The sequence below is a fragment of the Gimesia chilikensis genome, assembly GCF_007744075.1.
Taxonomy (GTDB): domain Bacteria; phylum Planctomycetota; class Planctomycetia; order Planctomycetales; family Planctomycetaceae; genus Gimesia; species Gimesia chilikensis_A.
Map to the genome: position 1 here is coordinate 3955562 of NZ_CP036266.1, position 20599 is coordinate 3976160.

General features: G+C 55.6%; 12 protein-coding genes. 5 read left to right on the top strand and 7 right to left on the bottom strand.

The annotated features are described in order from the left end of the window. The first annotated feature begins 99 nt into the window (after positions 1-99). Complete coding sequence (locus tag HG66A1_RS15060; RefSeq protein ID WP_145185437.1) at positions 100-5253, top strand: protein kinase domain-containing protein; 5154 nt, start codon at positions 100-102, stop codon at positions 5251-5253. Here HG66A1_RS15060 and HG66A1_RS15065 read toward each other — a convergent pair. Beyond that, a complete protein-coding gene (locus tag HG66A1_RS15065; protein ID WP_145185440.1) occupies positions 5250-5855 on the bottom strand; it encodes a glycine zipper domain-containing protein in 606 nt (201 codons plus the stop codon). The two genes, HG66A1_RS15060 and HG66A1_RS15065, sit on opposite strands and share 4 nt — an antisense overlap. A gap of 361 nt (positions 5856-6216) precedes the next feature. On the opposite strand from HG66A1_RS15065, the gene HG66A1_RS15070 reads away from it, so the two are divergent. After that, the gene (locus tag HG66A1_RS15070; protein ID WP_145185443.1) at positions 6217-6786 is read left to right on the top strand and encodes an antibiotic biosynthesis monooxygenase; all 570 of its coding nucleotides are present in this window, start codon (positions 6217-6219) and stop codon (positions 6784-6786) included. A gap of 3 nt (positions 6787-6789) precedes the next feature. Here HG66A1_RS15070 and HG66A1_RS15075 read toward each other — a convergent pair whose 3' ends face one another. From HG66A1_RS15075 to HG66A1_RS15100, 6 genes are all read right to left on the bottom strand, one after another. After that, complete coding sequence (locus HG66A1_RS15075) at positions 6790-7638, bottom strand: c-type cytochrome (protein WP_145185446.1); 849 nt, start codon at positions 7636-7638, stop codon at positions 6790-6792. Between the two features lie 123 nt (positions 7639-7761). Continuing rightward, complete coding sequence (locus tag HG66A1_RS15080) at positions 7762-8823, bottom strand: DsrE family protein (protein ID WP_145185450.1); 1062 nt, start codon at positions 8821-8823, stop codon at positions 7762-7764. Positions 8824-8875: 52 nt separating this feature from the next. After that, positions 8876-10126: an FAD/NAD(P)-binding oxidoreductase gene (locus HG66A1_RS15085; RefSeq protein ID WP_145185453.1), complete on the bottom strand. Its 1251-nt coding sequence runs from the start codon at positions 10124-10126 to the stop codon at positions 8876-8878. 4 nt (positions 10127-10130) lie between these two features. Then, the gene (locus HG66A1_RS15090; protein WP_145185456.1) at positions 10131-10334 is read right to left on the bottom strand and encodes a hypothetical protein; all 204 of its coding nucleotides are present in this window, start codon (positions 10332-10334) and stop codon (positions 10131-10133) included. Then, entirely contained in the window at positions 10331-11794 is a 1464-nt protein-coding gene (locus HG66A1_RS15095; protein ID WP_145185459.1) for an MBL fold metallo-hydrolase, read from the bottom strand. Before HG66A1_RS15095 ends, HG66A1_RS15090 begins: the two co-directional genes overlap by 4 nt. Next, positions 11794-12780, bottom strand: a complete 987-nt coding sequence (locus HG66A1_RS15100) for a sulfite exporter TauE/SafE family protein (protein WP_232106842.1) — start codon at positions 12778-12780, stop codon at positions 11794-11796. The genes HG66A1_RS15095 and HG66A1_RS15100 overlap by 1 nt, the downstream gene beginning before the upstream one ends. Positions 12781-13155: 375 nt before the next feature. On the opposite strand from HG66A1_RS15100, the gene HG66A1_RS15105 reads away from it, so the two are divergent. From HG66A1_RS15105 to HG66A1_RS15115, 3 genes are all read left to right on the top strand, one after another. Beyond that, positions 13156-16152 carry a DUF1553 domain-containing protein gene (locus HG66A1_RS15105; protein WP_145185462.1) on the top strand — a complete coding sequence of 999 codons (2997 nt, stop codon included), beginning with the start codon at positions 13156-13158 and terminating at the stop codon, positions 16150-16152. Between the two features lie 7 nt (positions 16153-16159). Then, positions 16160-17614, top strand: coding sequence for a DUF1501 domain-containing protein (locus tag HG66A1_RS15110; protein WP_145193795.1), 1455 nt, complete (start codon positions 16160-16162; stop codon positions 17612-17614). A 105-nt stretch (positions 17615-17719) separates the two neighbouring features. Continuing rightward, positions 17720-20596: a DUF1553 domain-containing protein gene (locus tag HG66A1_RS15115; protein WP_145185465.1), complete on the top strand. Its 2877-nt coding sequence runs from the start codon at positions 17720-17722 to the stop codon at positions 20594-20596. Positions 20597-20599: the final 3 nt, after the last annotated feature.

Genomic DNA, 20599 nt, shown 5'->3' on the forward strand with positions numbered 1-20599 from the left:
AGCCACCGAACTCGTGCAAATAACCGTAAGAATAGAAATAGACCAACGCTCAAACAGAACTGAGATCGTCGCCCTGAGCGACAACATGCGGGTATCATTATGAATGAATTTCCGGACAAAGAAGAACAGAACGAAGCATCGGCTGACGACGATCAGAGCCTGCGCAATGATCAGACGCTGCCCGATTCGATCTCTGATTCCGATGAGGCTGGCAGTGATATCGACCAGACGATCATTTCGGATCAATGGGATTCCGAAGCGCTGGCTGATGAAGCGCGAGACACGTCGGATGCCACAATGTCTGATGATCAGTTCCAGACAATGGAAGAGTCTGATTCGGAAAATGATACCTATGAAGATTTGGCTGGCAACGATCAGACCATGGTCGACACCGGCGTGTCTGATGAAATCAATGCCACCATCGTTGATCCGGACCTGAATGATCTGGACCGGACGATTACCGAGGAAGAACATGAAAGCTGGGCCGGCATGCAGACGGTCAGCGAAAATCCCAACGATCAGCCCGAACATGGTAATGACCAGACCCTGATCATCGATGAGCCGCTGGATCAATCCGATATTGGCGCAACTCTGGTTGAGGATGGCAGCTCGCCTGCCGACATTGACGCCACCATTGTCTCTGACGACGTGCCCCCGGAACTGGTAGCAACGATGAACGATGCCTGGGGACCGGGGATGGCTACGATCCCGGAAGGTCCGGAAATGACCATCAAGGCCCGGGAAGTTCCCCTGGAGGAACTGACGAACCAGACTTCGCTGGTGATTAAAAAGCGTGACTTCAGCGACAAGATCAAATCAGAATACCTGGAGAATGCGGAATACGAACTGCTGGAAGTCCTTGGGCAGGGCGGTATGGGGGTAGTCTATACTGCGCGCCAGACTTCGATTGACCGCCAGGTTGCGGTCAAGATGCTCAAGGGCAAAACCGCCAAGAACAAAGACCAGCGGCATAAGTTCCTGGCCGAAGCGGTCGTCACCGGGGAACTGGATCACCCGAACATCGTTCCTATTTATGATGTGGGTAGTAACAACAGCGGCGCGCTCTTCTACTCAATGAAAAAAGTCGAAGGACGTCCCTGGCTGAAAACAATCCGCAAAAATTCGCTGGGCGAAAATCTGAATATTCTGATGAAGGTGGCCGATGCCGTCGCGTTCGCCCATTCACGGAGCGTGGTTCACCGCGATCTGAAGCCTGAAAACGTGATGCTGGGTGAGTTCGGCGAAGTGCTCGTGATGGACTGGGGGCTTGCCCAGTCGACGTCTGGCTTCCGGAAATCAGAAAGCATTATCACGACTTCAAGCATGGGGGGAACTCCCGCCTACATGGCACCGGAAATGGCAACCGGGCCCGTCGATAAGATCTCACCGCTGTCGGATATTTATCTGCTGGGGGCGATTTTGTATGAAATTCTGACAGGACGTCCGCCACATACCGGTAAAACCGCCATGAAGTGTCTGATGGCGGCCGCCAAAAACGAAATCGTGCCGACTGAGAAAACCGGTGAGCTGGTTGACATCGCGATGAAGGCGATGGCACTGAGACAGGAAGACCGCTACCAGAGCGTGCAGGAACTTCAGCAGGCCATTCTGCAGTATCAGTCGCACTCAGAGAGTATCTCACTGGCAACCCGGGCCGAAGAAGATTTGAAACAGGCCATCGATACCGAGAATTACGAAATGTTCTCGCGTGCCCTGTTTGGATTCCAGGAAGCCGTTTCCCTCTGGCCGGAAAACAAGACCGCCCGGGAAGGCGTCGAAAAGACAACCCTGTGTTATGCGAATACCGCGTATGCCAAGGGGGACTACGACCTCGCGCTCTCCCTGTTGAAGGAGGAAGAATCCGGACACGCCGACCTGATCGACTCGATCCGCGAAGCCCAGACGGAACGCGATGCACGTCAGCAGCGTCTGAAAACCGCCAAGCGGGTATTCGTAGGCATGCTGGCAACCGTGCTGGTCATTGTGACCGGAGCTTTCTTCTGGATTCGTGCTGAAGCGGAAAACGCACGAAAAGCTGAAAAAGTGGCCGCAGAAGAACGTGACAATGCCGTGAAAGCAAAAGAGAAAGAAACGATCGCTTTGACACAGGCGATTGAGTCGGAAAAAGTCGCCATTGCGCAAAAAGTAGAGGCGGATAAAGCACGAGAGAAAGAAGAAATTGCGCGTGAACAGGCGGTCAAGAACCGGGAAGTCGCTATCAAGGAACGCGACCGAGCGAATGTCGAGCGAATTAAAGCAGAACAGGCCAAAGAGAAGGAAGAGTACGAAGCCTATATTGCCCGTATCGGACTGGCGGCAGCCAAGATCGATGAGAATGCTTTCGAAAGTGCAACCGAACTGCTCAAGGGATGTCCCGAGCGGCTGCGGAACTGGGAGTGGGGGCGGTTGATGCATCTCTGTTCGCAGAGCAGTCGGACCTACGACGCCAAGGCGCCCGTAGACTCTCTGGCGTTGTCGCAGGACAATACACAATATGTTACGGGCAGCCGCGATGGTTTTGCCCGGCTCTGGGATCGTGCAACCGGGCAGATTCTGGCGACGTTCGATCATAAAAATCACCCGGTGCTGGCAGCTGCCATCAGCCCGGATGGGAAAATTCTGGCGACCGGTAGTGAAGACCCGAACGGCTACATCAAGCTCTGGGACCTGGAAACGCATCTGCCGATCGCTCGCAAGTTTGAAGATCCGAGCCAGAGTGCACCATTCGACCGGGGACATACCGAAGGCATTCTGAGCATCAGCTTCTCCAAAGACGGAGAGCGTCTGCTGACCAGTTCCTACGATAAGACGGCCCGCTTGTGGGACGTTGACTCCGGACAACAGATCCGACGCTTCTGGGGACACAACTGGTGGGTCTGGGATGCGAATTTCTCAACCGATGAACGGCGAATTGTCACTGCCAGCCAGGACGGAACCGCAGTGATCTGGTCGGTCGAGACGGGAGAAAAAGGCGCCCCGTTCACCGGACACCAGGGGCCGATCTATTCCGCTCATTTTTCACCTGATCCGCAAAGCACGCATGTTGTGACCAGTGGCTATGATCGCCGGGTGCTGCTCTGGAAACCGGAAGAGATTGTGCCTTTCGATTTCTCGAAAATCGTCTCTGGACAGAAAGTCAATACGCCTCCCTACCTCGCATTCGAAGGCCACCAGGACAGCGTGCAGTCAGCCGAATTCTCGCAGGATGGTTCGATGATCATCTCTGCCAGCCACGATAACACGGTCAAACTCTGGGACGTGGAAACGGTGAAAGCCATCAAGACCTTCCGCGGTCATGACAGCTGGGTCCAGGTGGCGACATTGCTGAACGATGGTAAGTGGATTCTTTCCGCGAGCCACGATGCACACACGAAACTGTGGAATATCGCCGGTTATGCCGAGATCCGCACGCTGAAAGGCCGGGTTCTGGAGAAGCATGTCGATGCGGTTCTGGATGTCTCCTTCTCGAAAGATGGCAAACATCTGGTGACCGCCAGCCGCGATAAAACCGCCATCTCCTGGGATGTCGCGACTGGCACACCGGAAAAAGAATTTACGGAAGGTCATGCCTTCCTGGCTTCCAGCGCCGTCTTTCTGCCGGACCGGAAACGCCTGGCAACGGCCGCCGTGGATAACTCGGTTCGGATCTGGGACATTCAGACAGGAACCGAACACAAACGCTTCGAACATACGGGACGGAGTGCCGCCATTGATGTTTCGGCCGATTCCCGACTGCTGCTGACCGGCAGTGATACTAAGACCGTGCGGATCTGGAACATTGAAACCGGCAAACTCATCCGGGAACTGCGGGGACATAAATCAGAGGTCAGTGCCGTCGCTTTTTCCGATGACATGCGCTACTGTGCCAGTGGAGACGCCCGTGGACGCTGCATGCTGTGGGAAGTCGCCAGCGGGAAACTGCTACATCGCCTGGAAGCACATACGCGAAGGATTAATGGGCTGGCCTTCCTGCCGGATGGTAAAACGCTGTTATCCGCCAGCGGTGATAATACCGTGGGTAACTGGGATATCACGACTGGGGAAGAGAACCAGCAAAAGATTCTGAAGCACCCCGATGCCATCATGTCGATGGACGTGTTTGATAACGGCACAAAGGCTGTCACCAGTTGTGCGGATGGACTGGTCCGGATCTGGAATTTATCAACGCCGGAAGTCGCACAGACGATTCATCCTGCCAACGGGTTGATCAACTCCGTCAGTGTTTCCCATGACAACAAGCGTCTGTTGACTGCCAATGTGCAGCAGCGGGTAATTCAAGTCTGGGCCCTGGATACCGGAAAAGAACTACAGATCCCCGGTAATAACGGGCACTTGCAACCATTCCTGGATTTCAAATCGCGGGGCGGCATGCTCTGGACGGCGGTCTTCTCTCCCTATCATGATTCCATTCTGACGGTCGGCGGTCGTGATGCCCGGCTCTGGAACGGTGTAACTGCCCAGCAGTTGATGGCCTTCCACCCTCACGGCGTGGTCGCCTCAGCTTCGTTTTCTCCGGACGGTAAATGGCTGGTGACCGGCAGCTGGGATAATTCCGCCAAGATCTGGAGTACCGAAACCGGACAGGCAGAAAAGAAGCTGGAACAGAAACATACGGGCTATGTAAATACGGTACGCTACTCACCCCAGGGGAATCGGATTGTGACCGCCAGCGATGACGGAACTTCAAAAATCTGGGATGCACAATCGGGCGAGATGCTGCTAAGCCTCGATCAACCCGACACGCACGTGAAGAGCGCCGTCTTCTCTCCCGACGGAAAGAAGGTTGTGACCGCCTCCGATGACAAAACCCTGGTGATGTGGGATGCTCAGACAGGTAAGAAACTGTCCATCTTCAAGGGACACGACTGGCCCGTACTGGAAGTCGCATTTTCACACGATGGTACACGGCTGATCTCCGGTTCCGAAGATAATACGGCGATTATCTGGGATATCGCGACTAAAGAGAAAAAGGTACTGGCCGGGCATACGGCGTCGGTGGAATCGGTTGTCTTTTCACCGGATGATACGCGAGCCTTCACAGCCAGCGACGATGGTACTGCCAAGCTGTGGGATACGAAATCGGGTAAGGAAATTCTGACGTTGAGCAGCCACTCACAGGGTGTGACCTCGGTCGATTTTTCTCCCGATGGACGTTTCGTCGCCACAGGCAGCCAGGATGGACAGGCCATCTTGTGGCTGACCGTCGACTGGAAAGACAAAGCGGTTGCCCGCGTTGTCAGCCGCGATCCTTAAAAGTGGAAGTGCCCGTGCATACCATAGTGGGGGCGGACGTAGCGTGGACGCGGACGGGGGCGAACGTAGACCACCGAGGGTGATGTCACAACCGCCCGTTCCCGGACGATGACCGGCTCGGCAGTGGTACTCACGTAGTTGTGTTGCTGCATGTACTCGATCAGCTGGTCACTCAGTCCCTGCTGTTTGAGCATGATCAGCGTCTGGGGACTAAGGTCAAAGGCACCGCCGCGACTGCGAATGGCGCCCATGATGACGGAATCGCTGACGCCGCTGTGGGCCATCTGAATGACGTCGCTGTTGCTGATCGCCCCGCGTGCCATGCGTTCGTGATTCGCCTGGGCGATGGCAACGTCGCGTTCTTCCCGGGCATCTTCAGCGTTGCCGATCAAACCGCCGGCGAGTCCACCGGTGGCAGCTCCGATCAGGGCACCTGCTCCGGCATCGCCGGAATTACTGCCGATAATCGCACCGGCCAGAGCACCGATGCCCGCGCCACTGGCCATGCCGGCTTCCGTATGGTTTCTGGCAGCACAACCTGTCTGAACTAACAGGCCTGCGAAAATAAGAGTGATACCAGCCCGACACGATAACGCGTTCATTGATGTGAATCCTTCCACACAACACTTGCAGTTTTTACAATCCCTGAACAGTTTCTTCACGCTGACGGGCATTCATCGTCCCCTCAGTTAATATATCGGGATCGCTGACTTCCATTATCAGATTTTCTGGGGGTTGCCTAGATGAATTTCTCAATAGTAAACTGCCGGGTGCAAGTTTATGATTTTCAGTGTCCCTAAGATGTTATTTACAGGGCTTTTAACACGCTGCACAAAAATCACGAAATAGCCGCTTCACAAAATGACACATCCGGACGAACAATAGTTTCAATTCACGGACTTATCAGCGACCCGCCTGCTGACTGAATTACGATTACCCTGGATACTGGAAAGTACAGGACGCATGCATTCAACCGATTCTGATCCCGTCACCATGGTTGTGACGGCCCACCCTGCCCCCGGAAATCAAAAGGAATGGGAGCAGACGCTGACGAACACCATCCAGGCTTCGCTGAAATTCCCCGGTCACCTGGGAACGACGGTCCTCAAACAGGAATCCCGCTCCCGGCCCACCTACCAGATCGTGCTGAGGTTCGATCGGTTGGAGAATCTGGAACGCTGGAAGAATTCTCCCGAACGGGAGCACTGGATCTCCCGCCTGCATGCGCTGGAACATCGTCCCCCAGTGATCACTCACAACACGGGGCTGGAAACCTGGTTTGAATTTTCACACCAGGATGAGCACCGCCCGCATCCCCCCAAATACAAGATGGCCATTATCATCTGGATCGCCGTCTATGTGAGTATCATACCGATCATCAACCTGATTCGACCTTTTACCAGCGAACTGCATTTCCTGATCGGAAGCGCGATCACCACCTCGATTACAGTTCCGTTGATGACCTGGGTGATGATTCCCCTGTTAAGCTGGCTGCTCCAGAAATGGCTCTATCCGGAACCCAACCATTCCTGACAGCTACTTCGCCGGGGATGCAGCGGGCTGCCAATCGTAAACGCCGCGCTGTTCGACCGGGGGCAGATGCTCTTCCAGGATGAAATGCGGACGCGAATGCGAATTCACATAGGCGGCGATATCCAGGGCTTCCTGTTCGGTCAGATCGGTTTCCCCCGGCGGCATGGCCACTTTGAGCCAGGCTGCCAGCTTATCGTTTCTGCTCAGTCCCGCGCCGTCGTTATAAGAATCTTTGCCCCACACTGGTGGTCCTTCGGATGTTCCCGCGCCTGATGCGTCGTGACAGTCGGCACAGCGTGCTGCATAGAGTTTCGCGCCCCGCCGTTCTTCAGCCAGTTCCGCCTGCAGACTGAGAGGCTGCACATGACGGGGGCCAAGTGGTTTCTGGTGATTCATTTTGATCTCAGAGCCTGAGGAGAGCCAGGTGATATACGCGGTAATCGCCACTGATACTTTGCTGCCGAGGGGAGGACGAATCCCGTTCTGGCTGCGCATGAAACAGTTCAGCACACGATCTTCGAGTGTGATCACCCGTTTTTCGCGGGGAGACCAGGCTGGATAAGCCGAAGCCACTCCCAGGAAAGTGGCGGCCTGCGGATTGGTGCCATTCTCCAGATGACAGGAAGTGCAGTTGAGTTTATTCCCGATATACTGTTTAGACAGTGGATGCTCGTGTGTGCGTGCGACGATCTCTTCCCCCAGCTTGACAATGGCTCCCAGTTCGCCGGGAGGGTATGCCTCCGGGATGAGCGATTTCTGTGGTTGCTCAGAAGCTTCCTGTGCAGACAGTGTCGTCAACACAATTAACAGGGCCAGTCCAGTAACCGGTAGCGTCAGCCAGCGTCGTTGCATCGTCTTCTTTCCAAATTCGGTCATCTCTCACAGGGAGCAGCAGGCGCGTATCTCCCCCGCTCTGCGCGTACGTCTGGGATTATACGCACAGAAAGACCGGCAGTGGTGATTTTCTTCCGCTTTTTATTTCAGAGGGACATAGGCATAGCCGTCTGCCTGCAGATTCACCAGAGACGTGAGTGCGGAGACCGCGACATCCGTGAACACAACCACCTGGTCCGGCTGCCCCCCTTTACCGACGAGTGACTGACCACAGACGTAGATCTCGACACCGGCTTCATGCAGTTCGTGCAGACAATCCAGGTTCGGATTACGTTTCGTATCGAAGCGTTCTGCATAGGCATCATCATTTAAGGCACAGAGCGTGGCGTCGCCATGCAGGACGACCGCGATTTTTGCTGCCGCAGGATCCTTCCCGGCCCCCTCGTAAATATTAACAAAGCGGGCCACTTTTTCGATGGAGGGGTTCAGCTTGTCAGCAGGGCCTCCCTTGGTCAGGTCGACACAGATTTTACTCTGATCCCGTGGCTGCTGAGCTGCGCCTGGCAACTGCACGACCTTGCCATATTCCTTGATGCGGGGATGATGGTATTCCAGCGGTGCAGGCTCTTTGGCTGACGTAGAGACCGGGTGGTTCTTCATCGCCTCAGGGAATCCCCGTTTGACGAATTCCGAAACGGTCTTCGCATGTTGTTGAATGAGCTTTACAACGTAGGGGTTCTCTGAAGTCTCAATCACCCGCACACCTTTGGGTGTGTTTTCGGTAACCATTTTGATCTGCCTGGCATGCTTGAAGAGTTCGGCGAACAGAGGATCCCGCATCCGAATGGGTTGCTGTTTTTCAACCCGCTCTTTCATCCAGTAGACATGTTCGCGGATTTTCGCGGCCACCTGGGGATCATCGGATTCCGTCAATGTCTTGACGCCATTGGGGAGCAGCTGCACATCGCGACGAATCTTCTGATGATTCGTTAAGAGGTAACGGAAGTCGGCATGATCCCGGTCATGTGCCTGCGAATGACCATTTCCCTGACCCTGTCCGACTCCCGCGTGACCTCGTCCGTGTCCCTGCCCCCGCCCGGGACCTTTGCCGCGTCCCGGTCCCCGCTGTGCGAGTGCGGTTCCAGCGATGGCACAGACCAGCAGTAAGGCAACGAAATTCCGTAGATAGTTAGACTTTTTCACTTTGACGCCCTTTCCAGTTTTTCACAGATAATATCGCAGTCCCGTTGTGTGATTACGCCCGTCCCTTGAGCATGCCTTTCCAATACAGCAAGGGGAGAAAGTACTTTTTCAGAACCCACATGCTCCAGCGTTCCTTCGACTGATCGAAGGGAAAGGTTTCATGGGGATGTTTATCGTAGTCGAATTCCGCCAGCACGAGTTTGCCATACCCGGTCACCAGCGGACACGATGTATAACCGTCATACTTCGCCGTCAGCGGTTTCCCGGCAATGGCCGCTTTCAGGTTCTTAACGGCCACCGGTGCTTGTTTGCGAATGGCGGCTGCGGTTTTGGATGTCGGCAGATTACTGCTGTCTCCGAGAGCAAATACATTCGGGTAACGGACATGCTGCAGCGAGTACTTATCGACATCCACCCAGCCCTTATCGTCAGCGAGGGGGCTCTGAGCAATGAACGCCGGTGGCCCCATGGGAGGCGTCACGTGAATCATGTCGTACGCAATCGTGGTCTCTGCACCGGTCTCCGTATGCTGAAAGATCGCTTCTTTGGTCTCGGCACTGATGGCAACCAGTTTCTGATTGAAGCGGGTATCGATGTTTTTGCGTTCGATCACTTTTTCCAGCGTTTTTCGATACTTTTCGACGGCAAAAATCGTACTGCTGCCCGAAGCGAAGATGATCTGCGTTTTATCGCGTACTCCTGATTTACGGAAATAGTCATCCGCGAGATAACAGATCTTCTGCGGCGCGCCACCACACTTGATGCCAGTTTCGGGCTGGGTGAAGATCGCCGTCCCCCCTTTGAAGTCGCGGATATTTTCCCAGGTACTGCCGACCGACTCAAACGAGTAATTGCTGCAGACGCCTTCTTTACCGAGCGCGTCTTTGAGGCCGGTGATGGCATCCCACTTGATACCGATGCCTGCACTGACCACGAGGAAATCGTATTCGATGGTCTGCCCATCGCGGGTTTTCAGGCGGTTCCGTTCCGGTTCGAACGAAACGACGGCATCTTTAATCCATTTCGCTTTGGGGGGAATCACGGAGGCTTCGGAGCGTCGCGTGTTTTCCTTGCGAAAGGCTCCGCCTCCCACCAGGGTCCAGGCCGGCTGGTAATAGTGATTCTCCGACGGGTCAATAATGGCCACGTCATAATCACTCAACCAGCCTTTGGTCAGTTTCGCGGCAACCGTAATGCCCGCACTGCCGCCGCCGACAATCACAACCTGGTGATGCACGACTTTCTCGGAAGGTGGCTGCACCTGTGCCTGATTCTGTGTTTCTGCAATCACATCGGAAATCATATGCTTATTCTCCCTGTTCTGGATGTCGGGATACCGCTTGTGGATCTCGACGGTCACTGGTATCGGTTTTTACTGGCTGAGGACAAGGCTGGGGGTTCAGTCCACACAGCCCACTCAGACAGGTCTGCATTCCCAGTCGGGGCAGGATCCAGAGATTCAAGATGAACCAGAGGGACAGCACCGCGAGTAAAACGACGAGGTCAGTCATGATTTTTTCTCCAGTGAACAGGCTGCAGCGGAACTTGTAGAACAACTGATGGGACCGGAGTTGCCGGTAGTGGGCAGTCCCGCGGTTTCCCATGCCTGGTAGCCACCAGCCAGGTTGGTAACGTCAATACCAGCCGCCTGCAATAGACTGGCCGCAATTGCAGAGCGAGCCCCACTACGGCATTGCACGACCACTGGCTGATGGCATTCCAGGGTAGAAATCATGTCAGGAAAATGTCCGAGGAAACGGTGTTCGGCCTGGGGAACATGTCCCTGGCTCCATTCCGAATCGGCACGAACATCAAACAGCGTTACAGCACCAGACTCGATTTGTGACGCCAGTTCGGCCGGTGTTTTCACGGGATAGTGTTCCGTCGCCCGACCGGACTGGATCTCTCCGCTCCGTTCGAACCAGCCTGAGACCCGATCGATGCCGATCTTGTGTAATACGCGATAGGCTTCCGGCAGGTCGGCAGCGTCTGCGATCAGGTAGACCGGCTGATCGTAGTCGACGAGCCAGCCCGCCCAGGCTGCCAGCATCGACAGCGGAATATTGATTGTGCCGGGTACATGAGCTGTCGCGAATTCATTGGAAGGAGACAGGTCGATCACCGTGGCAGAGGAACTGACCAGCGACTCCTGTAATGCCGGGAGCGGTTTGGGCAGTGTGACCTTGCCCAGCACCAGCGGTCCTTCTTTATTAACGCGTTTCATCACCGCAAAGTAGCGGGGGGCTTCGGGCTGATCGGACAGGATGTAGTTCACGAATTCGGTTTCGTCTGCATACTGCAGCGCCGGATTGAATCGTTTTTCATAACCTACGGTGGAGGACGGAATCGCTCCGAGTCCCTTTCCGCAGGCACTACCCGCACCATGGGCCGGCCAGACCTGCAGATAGTCGGGTAACTCTTTGAAACGCTGGGCCGAGTGATAGAGCTGCCGCGCACCGACTTCGGCACTTCCCTGAACGCCGGCAGCAGCTTCCAGCAGGTCCGGGCGTCCAATCGAACCGACGAACACGAAATCGCCCGTGAAGATTCCCATCGGCTCATTGGCACCGCCGCCCTGATCGGTTAACAGGAAGGAGATACTTTCCGGTGTATGACCGGGAGTGTGCAGGACGTCAAAACGAATATTCCCGACCTGGAAAGTATCTCCTTCTTTCAACAACTGTGCCTCGTACTGATCCGCAAATTCGTACTTCCATTCCGCAGGACCTGCATCAGAAACGTACAACTTCGCTCCCACGCGTTCTGCCAGTTCCCGCACACCGGATACGTAATCGGCGTGGATATGGGTTTCAGCCACTCCGGTGAGTTTGACACCTTCACGCTGTGCCATCTCGAGGTATTGTTCGATGTCACGTCCCGGATCTACCACGACTGCCTCTTTGGTTTTCTGACAGCCCACCAGGTACGATGCATGGGCCAGTTTCTGATCGTAAAAGTATTTCAATAACATCACTCATCTCCCTGATGCTGAAAGGTGGAATTTTTGTGGTGAGAAGGCAGCAGCACATAGTTGTTGCCAGTTGTCATGCGCGCCTGCCGAGCGGCTGCAGGTACCAGTTTGCTGCCCTCATGGACGATGACGAACCCGCCGAGCAGAATCAGAAATCCTGCAAAGACGGTCTTCAAGACATGTTGATTCAGGTGGGCATTTAATTTGTGCCCCACGACACTGCCGACGATCCCGATCAAGGTGAAGACGAGAATTGTCTGCCAGTTGACGGACATCTGGTGTGAGACCAGAAAGTGTTCGTATTTGACGAAGCCGACAGTGGCGTTAATTACGATAATGACCAGGCTCGTACCGATCGCTTTTCGCATGGGCAGTTTGCCCAGAATGACCAGGGCCGGAACGATCAGGAAGCCGCCTCCCACTCCTACGAAGCCGGTCAGCAATCCGACGCCGATTCCTTCCGTCGCCATTTTCCAGCGGGGTGACTGCTGCGCGGAGGGCTCAAGAGATTCGTGGGCGCCTTCCGGTCCGCGCGCTCTGCGGAACATCACGAAGGCGGCAGCCAGCAGGATGGTGCCAAAGACTACCAGCTGCAACGCCTCCGTGGCCAGACCTCCCAGCCAGGCCCCTGCCAGTGTTCCCAGCATGCCGGGAAGTCCGAAGAAAACCACACTGCGCCAGTCGATTAATTTCGAACTGGCATAAGGGATTGCAGCGGCGATGGAGATCATCCCCACGATCGCCATGGATTCGGCAATGGATTCCTTGGTGCCATGTCCTACGAGATAGACTAAAATGGGCACCGTAATCGCCGACCCGCCCGAACCGAGCAGCCCCAGAGTCAGGCCAATCAGCAGTGAACCAATCAGAATGTATGCCATGATGCTCTCCCAGCAGATTCCATGCAGACTGGCCTGCGGGAGATTCATTCCCTGATTCAAACAGCGGCCAGTCCGATGAATCACATACGCATTATATCGGTACATCGCGACATATCAATATAGTTATTCTGGAATAGCGATATTTAGCGAGGTAATATTTCCTGGGCTAACGGATTATTCAGCCGATCGAGGTGGGAAAGACTTTTACTGTTGGACGTGTTGCGGAAGCAGAGCATCCTAAAGCACTAATAAATAAACACTTATAAATCATGAACCCATTTCCGTTTCGTATCGTCGCAGGATATCTCTCGTGCAAGACTGCCAGATAAGCCCGACTTCAACAGACATATAGGACGAACTGGACACTTACCGAGGTCTCTTTCTTGAGAGAAACTGTTGGAACGATTCGAGCAGCATGGTATAGTGGAGCTTTCCTTCCTGCTGACCTAAGTCGTTTCACCACAACAAGACAGGTATTCCATGGCACTCCGACGGTCCCCCCTGCTCTTTCTACTGTTCTGGCTGAGTCTCGTCTCGACCGATCTGGCTGCGAAGGACCGTCCCCTCGACTTCAAAACCGACATCGCCCCGCTGTTCGCCGACCACTGTGTCCGCTGCCATTCACCTGATAATACCAAAGGGGGCGTATCGCTGGCCGGCGTTCAGGATCTGCTGGACAACGGCTATCTGACTCCCGGAAAGCCGGACGAGAGCTATCTGCTGGAACTGGTTACCTCCCAGGAGGGGAAGCCGCCGACCATGCCTCAGGAAGCGTCCCCACTGTCGGACGAACAGGTCGCGCTGCTCACCCGCTGGATTCGCGAAGGCGCGGTCTGGCCCAAAGATGTGGTGGTGAAGCAGAAGTCCAAGGCCGATACCAGCTGGTGGTCGCTACAGCCTTTGAAAGAAGATTTTGCCGCAATCAAACCGGCTTCTGCTGAACAGGGACTGACCATCGATGATTTCATCCGTCAGAAACTGGCTAAAGAACAGCTGTCATTGAGTCCCGCTGCGGATCGTCGCACGCTGATCCGCCGTCTGGCCTTTGACCTGCATGGGCTCCCCCCGGATCCGGCCGCTGTGGAAGCGTTTGTGAATGATCCCGATCCACGGGCCTACGAAAAGCTGGTTGACCACATGCTGGCTTCGCCCCGGTACGGGGAACGCATGGCACAGCACTGGCTCGACCTGGCACATTATGCGGACACGCATGGCTTTGAGCGGGATAAACGCCGCGACAATGCCTGGCGTTACCGGGACTATGTGATAGCAGCCTTCAATGCGGACAAACCGTATGCCCGTTTTCTGCAGGAACAGATCGCCGGCGATGTTCTCTGGCCGGATGACGAACAGGCCACCATCGCCACCGGTTTCCTGGCTGCGGGGCCATGGGACTTTGTGGGGCAGGTTGAAACCAAAAGCGATGTCCTGCGTCGCTCCGCCCGTTCGCTGGACCTGGATGATATGGCGACGCAGGTCATGACGGCCTGCATGGGAATCACCATTAACTGTGCCCGCTGTCACGATCACAAGCTGGATCCAATCACACAGAAAGAGTATTACCAATTGCGGGCGGTCTTCGCGGGTGTCAAACGAGCCGAACGCGTTGTCAGCCAATCCGCCATCAAGGAATATGAAAGCAGAAAACAGGAGCTGACGGCTCAGCTCAACGAGATTGACTATCGGATCAGCAAACTGGAAGGGACCGGCCTGGATCTGGCGGACATCGTTGGTGGAGGCAACGGTCTGGGAACCGGTGCCTTTCGCCAGGGGATCGACGCCCGCACCGCAAAAGTCCAGACCCGCGACTTCGGCGCCCTGGGTAATGTGCAGACCAACCGGTTTGTCACGTCAGCGTTCGATTTCGTCGACGGCGTCTTCATCCCGGACGGGCAGGCGGGCAACGCGAATATTATAGTGAGCTCTACCGGTACGACGATCACGGGGCTCCCCCAGACCTCGGGCAAAGCCTGGGACATGATCCGTAACGGCCCGGTCGCCAGCCAGCATTCTCCCGAACTGGATGGTATCGACTTTACCGCAGCGGGCCACAGCCTGCTGGGCCTGCATGCGAATTCCGGGATCACGTTTGACCTGCAGAAAATCCGTCAGTCCACGCAACTGGCTGAGCTGAAATTTACAACGAAACTGGGTTACTTTGGTGCCAGCGGTCCATTTCAGGCGGATGTGCGGGTTTTTGTCGATGGTGAAGAAGTCGCGAAGTATACGCAACTCAAACGGGAAGCGGGCCTGCAGTCGCTTGACATCGACCTGCCCGCTTCAGCTCGTTTCCTGACACTGATCGCAACCGATGGCGGTAACGGCTACAGCCATGACCAGGTCGGTTTTGGCGATCCCCGTCTGGTCTCAGCGGTGGCTCGCAAAATGGATCCGTCCGAGAAACAGGAACTGGCACAACTGAATGATCAGCGGAAGCAGGTGGCATCCCGGTTGAAGTCACTGGGTTCTCCGCCCCGTTTCTATGGCGTCGTCAAGAATCAGAAAATGCCGGAAGTGCATCTGCTGGTGCGTGGCAATCCTGAAGCACCTGCTGAAGAAGTACTGGCTCCTGCTGCCCTCGCTTCACTACAGATGCTGGAGCCTGAACTGGGATCAACCAAGAGCAGTCAAGGCGAACGTCGTGCAGCACTGGCGGAGTGGATTACGCATCCGGACAATCCACTGACTAAGCGGGTGATCGTGAATCGACTCTGGCTCTGGCACTTTGGTCAGGGCATTGTGAAAACGCCGAGTGACTTCGGTTATGGAGGGGGACGGCCTTCTCATCCGGAACTGCTCGACTGGCTGGCAGGCGAACTGCAGCGACAGAACGGTTCATTAAAAGCGATGCAACGACTGATTCTGTTGAGCGATACCTATCGACAGCAGTCGCGGGCGGAAGCCGATCAGCGTGGCTACAAAGTGGATGCAGACAACCGTCTGCTCTGGCACCAGAATCCGCGACGCAGAGAAGCCGAAGCGATTCGCGATGCGGTACTGTTTGTGAGTGGTAAACTGAATCCGCAACGGGGCGGCCCCGGATTTGAAGATTTTCAATACCAGGATGCATACGCGCCGATCTACACGTATGTGACTGCGGATAAACCTGAATTGTGGAGACGTAGCATCTACCGTTATCGCGTGCGGACCACTCCCAACCGGTTTCTGACCACTCTCGACTGCCCCGATCCGGCGAACCTCACGGCCCGCAGATTGACAACGACCACGCCGCTGCAGTCACTGGCGTTGTATAACAATGATTTCATGTTAAGACAGGCCCGCTATTTCGCCGAACGGATCAACGAGGAAGCGGGTTCCCAAACCGACGATCAGGTTCAACGGGCCTTCCAGCTGGCACTGGGGCGAAAGCCGACCACGCAGGAAGCCACGCTGGCCAGTGAGTTCGTTACCCAACAGGACCTGTTTGCCCTTTGTCGCTCCCTCTTGAATTCGAATGAGTTTGTCTATGTCGATTAAACTTCAAATGAAACACTCGCTGTCGCAGCAGCCAGAAGTGTCATCAGTTGCACCGCTGTTCTCGCGTCGTCAGTTTCTGCAGACTGCGGGGGGCGGCTTCAGTGGCATGGTCTTAATGGCGATGCTGGCCGGAGAGACGAACGCAGAGCCGCACTATCCTGCCAAGGCGAAACGCGTGATTCAGATTTTCTGTCCGGGCGGAATGAGCCATGTCGATACCTTCGATTATAAACCGGCATTAGAGAAACGGGCGGGACAGCCCTTTGACCCGGACGGCAAGCTGCAGTTCTTCGCGTCGAAACCGGGCAACTGTCAGCCTGGTTTCTGGAAATTCCAGCGGCATGGGGAATCGGGCCTCTGGATGAGTGATCTGTTTCCCAAGCTGGCGAACTGCATCGACGACATGTCGTTTATCTATTCGATGCACAGCAAAACGGCCCTGCATGGTCCCGCCTGTTTCATGATGAATACGGGATTCACGCTGCCCGGCTTTCCGAGCATGGGAGCCTGGGTGACTTATGGTCTGGGGAGTGAAGCGGAAGATCTGCCCGCATTCGTCGTACTCCCCGATCCACGGGGACTGCCTCCCGGCGGTATCATCAACTGGGGCGCCGGATTTCTGCCCGCGGTGCACCAGGCGACGACACTCGATACATCTAATCCCCGGCAGCCGATTGCCGACCTCTTTCCGCCGGACGAGTTCGCTGCGCAGACCAAACAGAGTGAACAGCCGGGACTCGACTTTCTCCAGAAACTGAATCGCCTGCATCAGCAGCCCCGCTCCGGGAACAGCGAACTGGATGCGCGAATCAAAGCGTATGAGATGGCAGCCCGCCTGCAGTTAAGTGCACCAGAGGTGACCGACCTCGCTTCCGAGACGACCGCGACCCGCGATCTGTATGAAGTGGATCATCCTGAAATCGGTCCCTTTGGACGACAGTGTCTGCTGGCGCGGAGACTGGCGGAACGGGGCGTGCGGTTCGTGCAGATTTATTGCGGTGCGGAGAATACGACGGCCAAGAAGATTCGTCCGAACTGGGACAGCCACGAAGACCTGGTCCGCGACCACGGATACTGGGGCGCTGTGCTCGATACCGGAGCTGCAGCGTTACTGCAGGATCTGAAACAGCGGGGCATGCTGGATGATACGCTCGTTATCTGTACCACCGAGTTTGGTCGACAACCCGCGGGCCAGGGAAAACAGAGCAAGGGTCGCGATCATAACGCGGGTGCCTTTACGTCCTGGCTGGCGGGCGGCGGCATCAAAGGGGGCGTCGGTTATGGGGCCACCGATGAGCTGGGGTTCAAAGCGGTCGACTCGCCGGCGTATAGTTACGATCTGCACGCCACGGCCCTGCATCTGTTGGGGATCGATCATACAAAACTGACGTTTTATCATAACGGAATCGAACGTCGCCTGACCGACGTGCATGGTCACGTCATTCAGGAACTGCTGACCTGATGTATTTTTGTCTTGAATGAACTGCTCTTTTGCACTAGAATCTAAATATAGTTAAGTAAATCGCCGCGCTTACCTGAAACCTCACTCCCACCTGCCTGCATCAATATGAATTTCAAGCGATGTGCTCTACTCCTGTTTCTGCTCCTGCTGAGCTCCTTTTCTGCACAAACCGGCTCCGCTGAAGAGAAAAAAACGCCCGTTTTCGAATCGGATATTCAGCCCATTTTTTCCGCCAGGTGCGGCAAATGTCACTGGGATAAGGTCCGTAAGGGGGGACTGGATCTCTCCCGCATCGAAGGTCTGCATAAAGGGGGCGAATCGGGGGGATCATCGCTGGCGGAATCTGTCGATGAGAGCCTGTTGTGGATTATGATCGATGGAGGCGGCATGCCTCCCGACGATTCACCGCAGTTGACTGAAGACGAGCTGGCGCTGATCCGCAAATGGCTTGAAACGGGAGCCCAGGCAGAACAGCCGATTCAACTGGAAGAAGAAAAGCTCAACCAGCACGATGTGCTGCCGATTGTCTTACTGCGGTGCACCGCCTGTCATGGCGCGGCACTCAAACGGGGCGGCCTCGATCTGCGCACGCCGGCCAGCATGCAGAAAGGGGGCGAACATGGTCCCGCTTTTGTCGCAGGCAAACCGGAAGAGAGCCTGATGATCAAGCGGATTGAAAGCCAGGCCTGTCCGCCGCGTGAGCTACTGCTGAAATTCTTTGTCCGCAGACCACCGGAATCGGAAGTCGAGAAACTGAAGAACTGGATTGCCGCTGGTGCACCGGTGGCTGATATCACTCCTGACGTGGCCACCACGGGGCCGGATCCCCTGGTGACTGCAGAAGATCGCGAGCACTGGGCCTTTCAACCACCCCAAGCTCCGCAAGGTGTGAAGTCCATCGATGAGCTGATCCAGAAACAACTCAAGGCACACGAACTGGATTTTTCCCCGGAAGCGGACCGCGACACTTTAATTCGCCGTGCCTATGTCGATCTGATCGGCATGCCCCCTGCCGTCGAAGAGTGGAAGTACTGGCGATCCAGCGACGATCCGCACTGGTATCAGACAATGATCGATCAGTTACTGGCGTCACCGCACTATGGAGAACGCTGGGGACGTTACTGGCTGGATGTCGCCGGCTATGCTGATTCTGAAGGGGGTGTCTCCTCGGATCCACTGCGGGCCGTTGCCTGGAAGTACCGCGATTACGTCATCGACGCCTTTAATAAAGACAAACCTTACGATCGCTTTCTGCTGGAACAGATCGCCGGCGATGAACTGATTGATGTGCAGAAAGCTCCCGAAGTTACCCAGGAAATGGTCGACAACCTGGTCGCCACCGGATTCCTGCGAATGGGCATCGACCAGACCGGTTCCCGCACGATGAACTTCGTCCCGGAACGACTGGGAGTCATCGACGACGCGATTAACGTCATGGGCTCAGGGGTCATGGGGCTGACCATGGAATGTGCCCGCTGTCATTCGCATAAGTATGATCCAATTCCCCACCGTGATTATTACCGGTTCAAAGCGGTTTTCCAGGGAGCACTGGACGAATACGACTGGCTCACCTTCAAGAATCGTTCGCTGGAGCTGGGCACCCCGGAACAGAAACAACGGGTCAAACAGACCAACCCGGTCCTCAATAAAGAACTGAAGCAGCTCGCTGCCCAGCGCAGAAAAGCGGAAGCAGATCTGCAGCTGGAACTGCTCAAGCAGCATTATCCGGAGCAGAGTGAAGACGATCGCCAGAAAACGCTGCGGGCCCTGAAAATCGCCGATAATAACCGGACGCAGGAACAGCGGATCCTGGTCGAAAAGCTGAGAACCGCTGAGCTCATGCCGGAGACGGCCTGGAATGACGCGGTGCAGGCAGCCAAACAGCGACTGAAGGAGACCGATCAGGAGACAGCACGCGTGCAGGCGAAGATGGAACCGCCGTTGACGATTCGTGCACTCTGGGATCGCGGACGTCCTTCCCCCACGTATATCCTGAGACGCGGAGAACACGCGCAACCGGGCGAACTGGTAGGTCCGGGCGCACCTGCGGTGCTGGATCCACCGGGAACGCCGTTCGTCGTCAAGCCCCCCTTCCCCGAGGGCACTCCGAAAACCGGTCGTCGTCTGGCACTGGCCCGCTGGTTGACGCGGGACGATCATCCACTGACCGCGCGGGTCATGGTAAACCGCATCTGGTATCACCATTTCGGAACCGGTCTGGTCAAATCGCTGGAGAATTTCGGTGTCAAAGGGGAACGTCCTTCACATCCCGAACTGTTGGACTGGTTAGCCGTCCGCTTCGTCGAAGAGGGCTGGAGTATCAAAGAACTGCACCGCCTGATTATGAACTCCCGAACCTATCGCCAGTCGAGTCAGATTACTGACGCGATTCAGAAACACGATCCCCAGAATCGTCTGCTGTCACATTTCCCGCTGCAGCGGATGAATGCGGAAGCACTCCGCGATTCCCTGCTGTTTATATCCGGTAAACTGGATGACAATGCCGGCGGTCCTCCCGATTCAGTCAGCGTCGATCAGAATGGTCTGGTAAGCGCAAACGCGACCGCCGAGGGGGGCTGGAGACGCAGTATCTATCTGCAATACCGACGCACCCAGATTCCGACGATGCTGGACACCTTCGATTATCCCGAAATGGGGCCCAACTGTGTCACGCGGAGTATTTCTACGGTATCGCCCCAGTCACTGATGCTGATGAACAATGAACGGGTTCGCGATCTGGCAGTGGCCTTTGCGGACCGGGTTCAGCAGACGCTGGCGAAACAGAACCTGGACTCCCCTGCAGCCAGCGTTGAGCTGGTTTACGAAATGGCTCTGTGTCGTCCCCCCAGTGAAACCGAACGCAAACTGGGGGTAGCGACTCTCAAGGAACTGGAGACCAGCTGGAACGAAAATTCCCAGGCGGCCCTGGAGACGTATTGCCATACGATCCTGAATTCCGCTGCATTTCTTTATATTGACTAGTAC